This window comes from Paenibacillus sp. P3E (genome assembly GCF_001909045.1).
Taxonomy (GTDB): domain Bacteria; phylum Bacillota; class Bacilli; order Paenibacillales; family Paenibacillaceae; genus Paenibacillus_AQ; species Paenibacillus_AQ helianthi.
Genome location: NZ_LVWH01000187.1, coordinates 87,332 through 100,307 on the forward strand (window position 1 = coordinate 87,332; position 12,976 = coordinate 100,307).

Sequence of the window (12,976 nt, forward strand, 5' to 3'; positions counted from 1 at the left end):
TTTGTACGAAGCAGTTCGAATGATGTGTAGGCTCACAAAACTTTTAGGAGGTTATGTTATGTACGAAATCGCCATCATCGGGGCCGGCCCTGCCGGTGCAAGTGCAGCCCTGTTCGCCGCCAAAGCGGGCAAAAAAACGCTGTTAATCGACAACGATAAAGGCATGACGCGCAGAGGCTGGTATGAGAATTATTATGGGATTGCTGAAATTGGCGGGCCCGAACTCGTGGAAACCGGTCATAAGCAGGCTGTGAAATTCGGTGCGGAATTAGTAGCAGACCAAGCGGTGAACCTCACTACAACCGACGAGGGCTTTGTCATTGAGAGTGAGAGCGGCGCTACCTATGAAGCGAAGCACGTAATCCTGGCAACGGGTGTGCTGACGGATCTGGCCGCCAAAGCCGGTGTAGACACGAAGGACGGCACAGAGCCAAGAATCAAGACCGTTGTAGCCGTGAATGCTGAAGGCAAAACCAATGTCGAAGGTATTTGGGCTGCCGGTACGGTAGCGGGAGTAAGCGTTCATGCCATTATTACTGCCGGAGACGGCGCGAAGGTTGCTATTAATATTATCAGTGAACTGAACGGTGCAAGATATGTGGACCATGATCTGCTGAAGGCTTAAACTTACTGTTCGGCACGAAAGAGCTTCAGGCCAGTTAAGGCCAGCCAGAGATACATCCGGCTGGCCTTTTTGGACGTCGGTTCTCTATCCACTGGATTCAGCCTTGCCGTCAGCGAACCCGGCCATTTGCCCCTGCACCGGGAACCTGCCGGACGGACAAGACCTTTGCACCATCCCAACTATTTATGAAGCTGCGCCACCCTTTGCTCGACTGCACCTTGCTGCTGCTTGCCGCTGTAAAAGTCCTGGACAATATAGAGCGGGCGTCTCTTCGTTTCGTCATAGATCCGGCCCACATACTCACCCAGAATACCCAGCATAATCAGTACAAATCCGTTGAATGTCAAGGTAATGCCGATCATCGATGCCCAGCCCTTAACGGCTGCGTCCGTAAACAGTGCCAGGTACAGCACATACATAAGGTACAGAAATCCGGCAGCCGACAGCAACCCTCCCAGATAGCCCGCCAGCTTCAGCGGCTTGTAGGAAAAGGAGGTGATCCCATCCAGTGACAGCTTGATCATGCGCTTCAGCGGGTATTTCGTTTCACCTGCCAGCCGTTCATCACGCTCATATTCGATAGCCTTCTGCCGGAAGCCGACCCAGCTGACCAGTCCGCGAACGAAGCGGTTTTTCTCCGGCAGCCGTTTCAGTTCCTCGCATACCTTGCGGTCGATCAGCCGGAAATCGCCGGTGTCCACCGGGATAGAGATGTCCGTGGAATACCGCAGCACCCGGTAAAAGAGGCTTGCTGTCCACTTTTTAAACAGAGACTCCCCGTTGCGCTTCACCCGCTTGGCATATACAACCTCATAGCCGTTGTTCCATTCCCGGATCATATCCAGAATCAGCTCCGGCGGGTCCTGCAGATCAGCGTCGATGATGACTACCGCATCCCCCAGCGCATAATCCATACCCGCGGTAATGGCAATCTGATGACCAAAGTTGCGGGAGAAATCAATCAGCTTCACGCTCTCATCCCAATAGCTGTATTCCTCAATCATCTGCGCACAATTATCCGTGCTTCCGTCATTGACGAACAGCAGCTCGTAAGCCTCTCCTGTCGTTTCCATTACCTTTTTTATCCGCCGGTAGGTTTCCTGAATAACCGCCTCTTCGTTGTACATCGGTATGATTATGGAATAGCGCACGTGCGTACTCATGAGCAGCTCCTCCTTAATTTCATTTCTAATCATGAAGCGCGCTTTTGCCAAAAAATCAAGTCAAGCGCGCTTACTATACAGCCTGGTAAACCCCGTCCTACTGAACACTCACTTCGTACAAGGTTCCGCCGTTATTACCTGTCTCTGTTCCCTGCCATTCTGCTGTTGGAACTACCGTTCCATGCTCTGTAATCCAGTTGGTAATTTCAGAGCTGCCCCCGCGACCGCCGCCCATGCCTCTGGTAGTGACAAGGAAATATTTCACTTTACCACTCGCCACAAGCGCCTTCAGTGTATCGGTGGTATACGGCACATCCGAGTTGTTGAACCCGTTTAGAATAACGACCGATTCATTTTTATCGATAATATAAGGGCCTGCAGTTCCATAATCCATTGCCGCGAACAGATACTTCTCACCGGTATTATGCTCTTTCAAATAGGTCAGCAGATTGTCGTTGACTCCCGCTGTGCCATTTCTGCCACCCAATCCGCCTGTTCCTCCTTTACCACCCATGCCGCCAAAACCGCTGCTGCTGTCCGGTCCAGCCGCCGGAGTCATGCTGTTTGCTCCGTAAGTGATAGGTGTCAGTGCCCAGTAGATAGGTCCGACCAGCAGCACCAGTAAACCCATCACCGCTGCAGCATGTACGAAAGGCTTCTTCTGCCCTTTCCATACCCGCAATGCGAGCAGCAGAACAGTGACAGCGATCCCCCCTGCCAGAACACCTATGGACCAGCCGCTTCCGATCTTATCGTCATAAGGATGCATAATGTACCACTGAAAGACAGTTGTAGCGAGCGTCGCCACTGGAAGCAGCCAGGACAGCCAGGTTGAACGTTCTTTGTAATAGGTCCACAGCTGCAGCCAGCCTGCTCCGGCCAGTGCCACAATCGGCGGAGCCATCATAATCAGGTAATATTGGTGAAAAAATCCGGCGATGCTGAAGAATCCCATAGCCGGCACCAGCCAGGCCAGCCAGAACAATGCTTCTGTATGCCGCCATGTGAAGTTCCGTCTGCGCAGGCTGGCAAAGATTCCGATGCAGCCGAATAGCAGGAAAGGCAACAGCCAGCTGGCCTGGCCGGACAACGCCGATTGGAACAAGCGGAGCGGACCGGCAGTACCTGTGTTGAACATTCCTCCTGCCCCGCCATTCATCCCGCCACGGCCGCTTTGCCCGAAATCAAACTGGCCTCGGCCGTCCATTCTGCCTCCCGGCATCCCGCCGTCATCTGCAGCCTGGCCTCGGCCATTCGAGCCTCCGTCAGTCTGTTCGCCTCCTGTACCTCCAGGTGGCTGTCCCTGTGCCTGACCGTCTGTACCATTCATCATTCCTTGACTGCCCTGGGCGGCGGCTCCGTTCATGGGCGGCATCTCCCCGCCATTCCATGAAGGCATTTCGCCTCCGCCGAACATTCCGCCGCCAGGAAAGCCGCCACCGCCGCCTCCGGTACTGCGGTCACCGGTCAAGCGCGACACCCCGTTATAGCCAAAAGCCAGATTCAGCACAGAGTTCGTCCCGCTGCTGCCCATGTAAGGCCGTTTGCTTGCCGGGATCGAATCCACAATAACCGCCCAGGATAGCGAAATCACCAGCAGCACTGCGGTGCAGGCTGCGAGCACTCCGGTTTTCCTCTTCCAATTCACCTTCGCAGCCAGAACATAGAAGAGGTAGAATGCCGGAAGCACCATGTATGCCTGCAGCATCTTCTCGTTGAATCCTACGCCGATCAAGGCAAACGCTGTGAGGAGACTGCCCCATTTATTGTGCTTAGTACCCTTGAAGAGAAACCATGCTGCAAGCAAAAGCGTAAATACCAGCATGGCATCAATATTATTCGTTCTGCTGACAGCAGCAGCTACGGGTGTAGTTGCCATTGCCAGTGCCGCGAGCCGAGCTGCCGTGCGGCCAAAGGTTGGTTTCACCAGCAAATATACCAGCAATACGGAACCTATTCCGCTAAGCACCTGCGGAAGGATCACGCTCCAGCCGTGCAGGCCGAAGATCAGCGCGCTGAGTGTCTGAATCCAGAACGTCACAGGCGGCTTATCAACCGTTACCGAGCCTGCCGAGTCCAGCGAGGCAAAGAAAAAGTTGTGAAAGCTCTGAAGCATACTTCCTACTGCTGTGGTATAGTACGTGTTTGAGTATTGATCATTCCAGATTCCATAGCCATACAGAAAGGCTGCAAGCAGCAGAATACCCAGCAGCACGACATCGGAACCCAGCTTTTTTATCCATTTCATTTCTCTCCACTCCCATCGATCGATACACTATTCCGGCAGTGCTCTATCCCCCGGTACAGCTTTGCTTAGGTGTATTATGGCACCCCTACCTTAACTGATAATGAAATCAGGCTGAATGTTTGCTGAATACCGGAACGAGAAATAGCCCCACAATGTGGGGTTCAGTATTGGGCCCAGGGAGGATATAATTACCACAATGGGCATCAAGCCTAGTATTGAATTTGGATAATGATGAAGCATGAAATTAGGTAAGGGAGTGCGGCAATGATTTATTTAAGAAGCTTTAAGCTTTCTGATTATACAGATCGGAATCCCAACATATACCCTGATTATGTATTTAAGCACGTGGCTGGAGAGGTGCTTTTGTTTGATCGGATTACGGTGCTATATGGCAATAACGGGAGCGGAAAATCCACTTTACTCAATGTAATCTCCAACAAGTTGGGCATTCCTGGGGCGGAAAGAATGACAAGCTATGGACATATTAACTATGCGCAACGTTTCCTTGATTTGAGCAGCTATCAGTTTGGGTATGATGAGCAAGAACGTGAAATCAGGCAACTTCCAAAAGGAAGCCGATATATGAAATCAGAGGATGTTCTATATGAGATCAAGAAGATCCAGCAATCTTCCGTGCTTCGTGAGGGAATCATAAATGAACAGAGGCACAAAAGGATGAGCGAGGCTCAGGCGGCAGAATATGAAGCTACGTATGCGTTTAGGAAGAAGCTGGAGGACATTCAATTTTCCCAGGAAAAATACTCCAACGGGGAGACGTCCATGCAGTTCTTCGAGGAATATCTGCTGCCTGGGCAATTGTATTTATTGGACGAGCCGGAAACATCACTTTCTCCTGCTAATCAAATACGGATGGCAGAACAAATAAATGAGCTGGCACGATATTTTGACAGTCAATTTATTATTGCCACTCATTCCCCTTTTGTTCTAGGCACGTTGCATGCAAAAATATATAATCTGGATGCGAGGCCTCTTCAAACAGCAGAATGGTTTGAGCTGGACAATGTGCGGTTTTTTTATCAATTTTTCAATAAGCATAAGCCATTGTTTGAATGAGAGAAGGTCCAGCACCGTCTTTCAATGCCAGCCTGCTATTCCCCCCGCCCGATTGCGGCCAGCTTATTCACCGTATTCCAATTCCGTGCGGTAATGGATGTGCCCAGCCATTTGTCGAGCGGAACCTTGAACAACGGAGACTGGCTTACACTTACCTCATACAGGGTGTACATCTCTTTGCCGGCAACGCGCAGCTTATCTGCGCCATCGGCGTAGGGGGTCAGCTTGTCCAGTGCCTCCTCCGAGGGAGCTTTACTAAGAAAAGAAACATACAACCTTTTATAATCTTCTTGTGACAGGTTCAGAAAAGGGTTGGCAGCAATAGCCGCCTCCAGTTCCGCAAGCGTACGGATCATCACAGAGACCTCGAAACCAAAGGTGTCCCGGATCGCCGCACCGATCGTTTCCTCAAGCTTAGCGCCTGCCGATTCCCCGCTTTCAAAAACCACATTTCCACTCTGGATATATGTGCGCACCTGTTCATATCCAAGCGACTCGAACATTGCCTTCAAAGCCTGCATTTTAATGATTTTGTTGCCGCCCACGTTAATGCCGCGCAGCAGGGCAATATATGTATTCATAGCGCACCTTCCTTCCTAAATGTCCTTACCGGCGGGAGCTAATCTTAGCCGTCTGCGGATTTCACGGACCAGCTGCTCTTTCTCCGCCAGCGGAATGCCTTCCGTAAGCCGGGCTGCTGCTACCGGCAGCACCCAGGCGTTCACCTCGGCGTAAGTAAGACCCGATAACCTGAGGTATTCTCTGATATACCCTTTCGTGAGCCTCTTTCTTATAAAACCAGTAATCAACCTGGTGGCGAATGATGCTCCCGGAGGCAAGGCCCCCATGCTGAGCATAATGACAGACCTCGCAGCATCCCCGGCCGGATCGCCGGATATCCCGGTCATCCAGTCGATAATCCATGCCTGCCCATCCAGCAGTACATTGTCCGGATGGAAATCCCCGTGCAAGAGCCGGTCTCCCTCCGGCAGCTGCTCTAATTGGGCCAATACGGCCGTCTTCTCCTCCATGGCGAGCATGGGTGCAGCGATAATACTGCTCTTCAGGTTCTCCTTCTGCTTCCCAAAAACCTCTGCCCCCTGGAGTTTATGAAGATTATGGTGGAGCACAGCCATTTGTCTTGCATATTCGGCAAGCTTCCACGGCTTCTCCCCGATCAGCCTAAGCATGGAGCGTCCATGAATTTGTTGAAACACAATGCCCATACGCCCCTCAAGCGCAGCAAGCTCCATAGGCTGCGGGGTGAGCACGTTATGCTCATAGACATATTTACTGATCTCATATTCGTGCTCCACGTAGTGCGTAGGAATATCCTCACGATAGAGCTTCAGAATCTTCCCTGTTCCATATTCCCGGACCTCTGCGGTTCTTCCTTCCCCAATCCGCTTCCCCTGCATACCGTCTCCCCCAATTTATTCCAGATTAACAGACTTGAAATGCTCCACTACCGGGAAGGGGCTATAATAATGATGGAGCAGCGCTTTCCATTCCTGATATTGGCTGGATTCCCTGAATGAGATGGTGTGATCCTCAAGATTGCGCCACTTCACGAGCAGCAGATATTTATGATTATCCTCCAGACAGTGCTGCAGCTCATGGCCCAAATAACCTTCTATGGAAGAAATCAGTGCGGACGCCGCCTTGAAGCTCTGTTCGAACTGGCTGGTAAGCCCCGGCTTCACATGAAGCATAGCAGCTTCCAGAATCATCACAATCATCCCCTATTGCATATTTATTCTCAGCCTGTGAGCGCATCCCGGAAAAACTCGTGATAAAAGTTAATGATGACGAGCAGCACGGCCAGCGATTCATTGACACTGCCTACTTCGAGCGCATGATTGGCATCGTCAATCCGGTACACCCGGAGATTCTTCTGTCCGCTAAGCCCGGCGGCATGCTCCTCTGTGAAGGTCGGGTCGCTGCCACCGTAGATGATGCTGCCCCGGCTTTGTCTCAGCAGCGGCATTGAATCGGCAACTGGTGTTATATATAAATGCGAGGTTTTCTGCTGAAGGTTCATCTCTGCCGCCACTCTTCCGGCAATGACGCTCCCCATGCTTTTGCTGATGAAGAGCAGCTGTTCGTAGTCTGGAAGTGAAGCTACGGCCGCTTTGCATTCCTCAGTTACAATATCGATTTCCTCACGTTTGAGCTCTGCACGTGCGCTCTGATAGCCATATTCGAGCAACAGGATATCGCAGCCATACTCTCTGGCCAGCTTGGAGGCATAATCCAGCAGTGAACGTTCAGCGGAGTAGTTCCTGCCCGGAAATACTACCGCGAGCACCTTCGATTCCTGTGTAATATATTTATGTCTGACTTCTCTGCCCCAATGCGAGGACATGACGATACTTGATACACTCACCTGTGCTTCCTCCTACGCCAGAAATTAGCTCTCTGCCTCCCATTATAGCTATCTTCCGTGAAGGATGGAAATATAAATGAACATGGCGTAAGCATGGAAGCACCAGGAGCAACCCTGCCCTTAATTCTGAGCAGTTTTCTGCTTACGGATTTTTTTCCGGCCCAGGATTTCAGCGGCAATCCACAGGATCACAGGAATCACCACCTGAAACGGCAATGCATAAATCTTGTAGATATGGTGGGCAAAATAATCCATCTGCATAATATCTTTATAGATAAAATCCGCGAAATAGACCATGATGAGGCCCATTTGAAGCACTACCGAACGGTAACTGCTCAGCTTAAACACCTTGGCTACACCATTACAGGCGGCATAGAGACAGAGACTCACTTTCACAAACAGCGTAGTGACAAAAACAATAGCTGACGAGCCTTCAATCCGGGTCAGGAAATCACCGATGTTGATTCTGCTGACCGCTACATACGAGGGGAAATATAGGCTGGATAAGAGATCCGGCCCCAATACGAGTAGGTTGCGAATCGTGACTAACAGAATAATAACTCCGGCAATCAACGTGCCGCTGATCAGAATCCTGACCGCCGAACCCTTTTGAGGCAACGCATGAAAAGCACCCAGGAACACCACAATTTCGGCAAACGGAAAGGTGAAGGAACCCATCATATCTGTAAACACAGGCTTCCACCCACTATCCAAAACTGGTAATAAATGATGAAATTGAAACTTGGGGATGGAGAGCAGCTGCACCACAACGATTACCCCGAAGGTAAACAGCAGCAGGAACTTGGAACTCCTCCCCAGTACTTCTATCCCCCCCTTCACTACCCACACGCATAGCAGGCCAATGATCAGCATGGGGGCCAGCATAGGTGTTGAAGTCAGAGGAACCGACTTGCCGAACTCCCCAAAATTCCGCAGTACCAGCGAGCCCAGATGAAGCGCATACCAGATATACAAGCAGGAGAGCACTCTTCCTGCTACTGCTCCAAATACAAGGATTAGCATGTCGAACAGATCCTTGCCAGGAAGTAGCACATGTAGCCGGGCATAAATTAACATAAGCGGAAGGGCCAGCAGCATGGCAAGAATGATAGCAATCCAGCTGCTGTTGCCGGACTGTCCTGAAGCCCCCATAAACAGAGAACTGCCGATAATAAAGAGGACCGCTATGCTTATAGCCTGGCCTGCCGGAATATTTTCCTTACCCATCTTTCCTCCCCCCTTATAGAGTCTGGTCCTAGAACAACTTCTTAACCATATAAATGATCGTGGGAGACGGGCTGGGGATGTCCCAATGCATGGACAGGGCAAAGGCCAGAGAGAAGGACACAAGGCACAGTGCCGAGCACACATAGAAATCCCGCTTCTTCCCTTGTTTCAGCAGACCGTAAGGGTCAATCACCACGATGATAGCATAGATCAGCAGCAGGTAAATGACCATATCTGTTAATCTCCCAGCCTAATAGAGCGCGAGGTTTTGGCAGTGTTCTCTATAATCACCTTGGAGTCTACTGAAATATCCAGTTTTACGAATTCGTTATCCCAGTTGTCACGGAGCTTGGCCCAGACCTTTGGCTGATGTTCATGAATGATTTCCCCGTAACCAAAGATATCGGCATGGTATTCCTGCTGCAACTTCCGTATGACAGACTCGATGTCCTGCCGGAGGGCTTTGCTGGCGCGCTCCTCGATGCTACTGATGCCCTCATTGCCCGAGAAGTCTTTCGTAGTCATGACTTCATCGAGGCCGGTACGTGTGACTGTTCGGACCTGCAAGCTCAGCTTGCCGTTGACCAGCTTTGGCTTCACCTTGGTTCTGCTCGATAATATCTCCAAAGAATAGGTGGGAACCCCGTGTATGTCATTCACCGCCAATACGCCTCCCTTGATGCCGTCTTTGGCAAACAGCATGTTTTTGGTCTCTTTCCCATTCAGCTTGCCTATCATTTTATCCTTTGAGAAAATAGCACAGCCGTTAACACGTTCATTCTTCTTCCCGTTCTGCTCATGAACGTAGATCAGAGGTGCCACTGCATGATTACCCGAAGTCTCCAGCTTGTCGATGAAATCCCATATTTCCACGGTCGGCGCTGTGCTGGTAAACTTCTCGTCACTCATCATTTGTGCCAGTTCAAACGACAGAATTGCTTTTTTGGATGTGTTCAGGTTCAGAATTTCCCGCGCGGTTGGCTCACTGGACACAAAAATGAACACATCTGATCTGGTTTCAGTATCTCTGCTGTACCAATCCATTGTCTTGATCAGTCCTTCGCGGGCAACCGCCTCGCTGAAGATGATCGCCTTGGCATGGCTCCAGAACAGCTTTTTCCCGGTTAGGGATATCATATTACGGACAATTTCAAACATGGTTTTCCCCTTAAGACTGAGCATTTTGAAGCCGGCCTGATTCTGGTTAAGCCCTCCCTTGATGTCAACGATCTCTGCCGTCAACTCGATCTTGCCGTCAGCAGCATCCTTATCGATGGCCACCCCGGCTACAATGGACATATCATCAACCTCGGTATAGTTCCAGCAGCCGCAGAGACACAGTACCAGGGCCATGCAGAGCAGCAGCGTCAACAGTCTCAGAGCTCGTCTCACCGGCTACCCGCCTTCTTCCTGGACGCCTTCCGCTTCATATTGCGCGTACCAATCATTGCCGGCCGAAGATACATATCCCACCAGGGCACGCGGATCGCCGCATCCTTAATATCCTGCGGGCGGATAGAGCCCACTCCCAGCATATAGGAAACACCGAAGGAGCGGAGACTCATCAGATGAATCACCAGACCGAGCAGTCCAAAGAAGTATCCATAGATCCCAAGGAAAAACGCTGCAAACAAAAGAATCAAACGCACGATAATCATGGGTCCGGTAAGCCTTGGATTAAGCAAGGTCGTGATTCCGGTAAGACCTACCACTATGACCATTGGCGCACTCACGATGCGTGCATCTACAGCCGCCTGCCCCAGCACCAGCGCTCCCACAATGCTTACCGCCTGACCAATGGTGGTTGGAATTCGGGCACCCGCCTCACGCAAAATTTCGAATATCGTCAGCATAATTAATGCCTCGATAATGGTTGGGAATGGAACGGATAGCCTGGCAGCGGCAATGCTGAGCAACAGCTTGGTAGGGACCATCTCTTGAGAGTAGGTAACCAGAGCGACATATACTGCCGGAATACTAATGGACATGAAGGCTCCAATGACTCTTAAGAACCGGTTGAAGGAGGCAAAATAATAGTTGACGTAGTAATCTTCACTGGCCTGGAAATTCTCCACAAAAACATAAGGCAGCGTCAAGGCAAAGGGGCTGCCTTCAATCATCAAGGCAATGCGGCCCTCCATAATCTTGCTTACAGCCGTATCCGGTCGTTCCGTGCTGCCCATCATCTCGAATGGGGAGTAGGGCTCGTCACGGATCAGTTCAGCCAGATAACCGGTATCCAGGATATGGTCAATTTCTATCTGTGCAAGCCTTCCCTGCAGTTCTGCCAGAATATCGGGTGAAGCCAGGCTCTCCAAATAGCAGATGCAGGTCTGCGTCTTGGACCTTGTCCCAATGTCACTAAAGACAAACTTTAGATCGGAATTCTGGACTCTGCGGCGGATCAGGGTTAAATTAACGATCAGTGATTCCGTAAAACCTTCTCTTGGACCCCGGACTGCCTTTTCCGTCGTAGGCTCTTCTATTGCACGAGTCTGCCAGCCTTGGGCATTAATATTCAGCGCCCCGGCATAACCGTCCAAGAGAAATACCGTCTTTCCTCCTACAACAGCTCCTACTAGTTCATCCAGCTCCGTCGAAACCATAATGTCACTGATGTTTATGATCTCCATGCGGATCTTCTCCATCAGCTTCGCCGGATTCCCATGGTCTTCTTCCTTGAATGGATAAGTCATTACAGGCTTCGTAATACCATTCTGTATAAGATCCTGGTCAGTCATTCCATCCACATAGATCAGGCCGCAGCGTAACAGCGTTCCATAGTTATTCTCAATCACCCGCACCCGAAGCGTCCCGTCATTGCTGAATATCCGCCGGAACAGAGCCACATTGTCGTCCAGCGAGGGACTAAGCGGCTGGGAAGACGATATTTTGGAGGCGTCCTGTCTGTTTCCCAGGGCAGCATCTGTGTTCTTCACAGCAGTCACTCCTGTCACAATTGTTTTGATCTGATTATCCCCCGACTCTGGTTCTCCTATTCCACATAATTATACTGTGCAGGAAATAGTGTGCTCCAAAAGCAAAGCCCGCAGTACTCCTTGGGAGCATCACGGGCCTGGTTCTTCTGATATAATTCAAGTAAATCCACACTACTGTTTGTACAAAAGGAGTTCCAGCCATGACACCATTCACGCAAAAGGTTATCGCCGTCACCCGCTCGATTCCCGAAGGTTATGTCATGACCTATGGGGGCATTGCCAGGGCTGCCGGAAGCCCGAGAGGGGCCAGACAGGTCGTCCGCATCCTCCACTCCATGAGCCGCACATACAAGCTGCCCTGGCACAGAGTGGTCAATGTCAAAGGGGAAATTGCCCTTACGGACGATGAGTCCAGCTCTCTGCAGCGGCTATATCTGCTGGGAGAAGGCATCGTTTTTGACGCAAAGGGAGCGATCGATCTTCAGCGCTACCAGTATCATCCGAAGTCTGAGGATGAGCTTCAACTGGAATAAGGCCGGTTACTTCCTTTGCCCAGCACATTCAGCAGGCAGTACATCGTTGCATAAATAGCCAGTAGCACACACGCAATGAATACACTGAAAAAGACCGACTGCCTGTTCAGGCTGTCGACAACGAGCTGGTACAGCTGATGCCGGTCGGTGAGCACATCCCAGCTGTTCAGCCGGTACACCCGTCCGAGCAGTACGCCATACCCCCCGAGCGCGCAGGCAAACACCACGAAAATCCAGGAGAGCAGCAGGTTGCTTTTCCGGTATATCACGGCCTGGAACTGGTACAGGGAGAAGAAACCGGTCAGCCAGCCGCTCCAGGTGAACAGCAGCAGTGTAATCAGATCATACCAGTAGCGGCTCTGGATCGTTCCACCGACAAAATACAAATTCTTGCGGATCGTTAAGTGCACCAGATCGGTCATAATATATGGCGCGTTCGGAAAAAACAGCAGCCAGGCGATGCCGAGCGGAAGCACCAGCAATCCCCCGATTTTTCTTTTGTCCAGTTCATGGGCGGCCATGGAGAACACGAATGGGAGCCAGGCCAGAAACAGATTCCAGATTAGAAACTCGTAGAACGTATCTGTCCGTTGAGACACTACACCGTAGACCGCCAGTGTGACAAGGGACAATCCTGCCAACAGCAGAAATACCTTGATATAATTCAATTCCTTCATGTCCGGGTACTCTCCTTATCCCAATGAATTTCATAAACCCTCTATTGGTAATTGTACAAATTTTTCTATGTCTTGTACAAATCGGAGTGGCCATAAGCCTGTTC

General features: G+C 50.8%; 15 protein-coding genes. 3 read left to right on the forward strand and 12 right to left on the reverse strand.

Features of this window, described 5'->3' with window-relative positions:
- Positions 1 to 58 precede the first annotated feature (58 nt).
- Complete coding sequence (locus A3842_RS21845; RefSeq protein ID WP_074102728.1) at positions 59 to 625, forward strand: FAD-dependent oxidoreductase; 567 nt, start codon at positions 59 to 61, stop codon at positions 623 to 625.
- A 2-nt stretch (positions 626 to 627) separates the two neighbouring features.
- On the opposite strand, the gene A3842_RS32645 is transcribed toward A3842_RS21845, so the two are convergent.
- The 3 genes from A3842_RS32645 to A3842_RS21855 form a co-directional block, all read right to left on the reverse strand.
- Positions 628 to 804 carry a hypothetical protein gene (locus A3842_RS32645; RefSeq protein WP_178382388.1) on the reverse strand — a complete coding sequence of 59 codons (177 nt, stop codon included), beginning with the start codon at positions 802 to 804 and terminating at the stop codon, positions 628 to 630.
- The gene (locus tag A3842_RS21850) at positions 805 to 1,788 is read right to left on the reverse strand and encodes a glycosyltransferase family 2 protein (protein ID WP_074102729.1); all 984 of its coding nucleotides are present in this window, start codon (positions 1,786 to 1,788) and stop codon (positions 805 to 807) included.
- 97 nt (positions 1,789 to 1,885) lie between these two features.
- The gene (locus A3842_RS21855) at positions 1,886 to 4,036 is read right to left on the reverse strand and encodes a glycosyltransferase family 39 protein (RefSeq protein ID WP_074102730.1); all 2,151 of its coding nucleotides are present in this window, start codon (positions 4,034 to 4,036) and stop codon (positions 1,886 to 1,888) included.
- A 357-nt stretch (positions 4,037 to 4,393) separates the two neighbouring features.
- On the opposite strand from A3842_RS21855, the gene A3842_RS21860 reads away from it, so the two are divergent.
- Positions 4,394 to 5,110: an AAA family ATPase gene (locus tag A3842_RS21860; protein WP_256701807.1), complete on the forward strand. Its 717-nt coding sequence runs from the start codon at positions 4,394 to 4,396 to the stop codon at positions 5,108 to 5,110.
- Positions 5,111 to 5,145: 35 nt separating this feature from the next.
- Here A3842_RS21860 and A3842_RS21865 read toward each other — a convergent pair whose 3' ends face one another.
- From A3842_RS21865 to A3842_RS21900, 8 genes are all read right to left on the reverse strand, one after another.
- Positions 5,146 to 5,691 carry a DUF1697 domain-containing protein gene (locus A3842_RS21865; RefSeq protein ID WP_074102732.1) on the reverse strand — a complete coding sequence of 182 codons (546 nt, stop codon included), beginning with the start codon at positions 5,689 to 5,691 and terminating at the stop codon, positions 5,146 to 5,148.
- Between the two features lie 15 nt (positions 5,692 to 5,706).
- Positions 5,707 to 6,528: a phosphotransferase family protein gene (locus tag A3842_RS21870; RefSeq protein ID WP_074102733.1), complete on the reverse strand. Its 822-nt coding sequence runs from the start codon at positions 6,526 to 6,528 to the stop codon at positions 5,707 to 5,709.
- Between the two features lie 15 nt (positions 6,529 to 6,543).
- On the reverse strand, positions 6,544 to 6,840 hold the full coding sequence (locus A3842_RS21875) for an antibiotic biosynthesis monooxygenase family protein (RefSeq protein WP_074086795.1): 297 nt from the start codon (positions 6,838 to 6,840) through the stop codon (positions 6,544 to 6,546).
- A 29-nt stretch (positions 6,841 to 6,869) separates the two neighbouring features.
- Complete coding sequence (locus A3842_RS21880; RefSeq protein WP_074086794.1) at positions 6,870 to 7,496, reverse strand: hypothetical protein; 627 nt, start codon at positions 7,494 to 7,496, stop codon at positions 6,870 to 6,872.
- Between the two features lie 120 nt (positions 7,497 to 7,616).
- Positions 7,617 to 8,723, reverse strand: coding sequence for a GerAB/ArcD/ProY family transporter (locus A3842_RS21885; RefSeq protein ID WP_074102734.1), 1,107 nt, complete (start codon positions 8,721 to 8,723; stop codon positions 7,617 to 7,619).
- A gap of 28 nt (positions 8,724 to 8,751) precedes the next feature.
- A complete protein-coding gene (locus tag A3842_RS32650) occupies positions 8,752 to 8,955 on the reverse strand; it encodes a hypothetical protein (protein WP_074086792.1) in 204 nt (67 codons plus the stop codon).
- Positions 8,956 to 8,960: 5 nt separating this feature from the next.
- Positions 8,961 to 10,115 (reverse strand): Ger(x)C family spore germination protein, encoded by a 1,155-nt coding sequence (locus A3842_RS21895; protein WP_074086791.1) that lies wholly within the window; start codon positions 10,113 to 10,115, stop codon positions 8,961 to 8,963.
- Positions 10,112 to 11,662: a spore germination protein gene (locus tag A3842_RS21900; RefSeq protein WP_218618694.1), complete on the reverse strand. Its 1,551-nt coding sequence runs from the start codon at positions 11,660 to 11,662 to the stop codon at positions 10,112 to 10,114. The genes A3842_RS21895 and A3842_RS21900 overlap by 4 nt, the downstream gene beginning before the upstream one ends.
- A gap of 200 nt (positions 11,663 to 11,862) precedes the next feature.
- Here A3842_RS21900 and A3842_RS21905 point away from each other — a divergent pair, with 200 nt between their 5' ends.
- The gene (locus A3842_RS21905; RefSeq protein WP_074102735.1) at positions 11,863 to 12,195 is read left to right on the forward strand and encodes an MGMT family protein; all 333 of its coding nucleotides are present in this window, start codon (positions 11,863 to 11,865) and stop codon (positions 12,193 to 12,195) included.
- Here the strand turns inward: A3842_RS21905 and A3842_RS21910 are convergent.
- Complete coding sequence (locus A3842_RS21910; protein ID WP_074086789.1) at positions 12,183 to 12,872, reverse strand: DUF1361 domain-containing protein; 690 nt, start codon at positions 12,870 to 12,872, stop codon at positions 12,183 to 12,185. The genes A3842_RS21905 and A3842_RS21910 overlap by 13 nt on opposite strands.
- Positions 12,873 to 12,976: the final 104 nt, after the last annotated feature.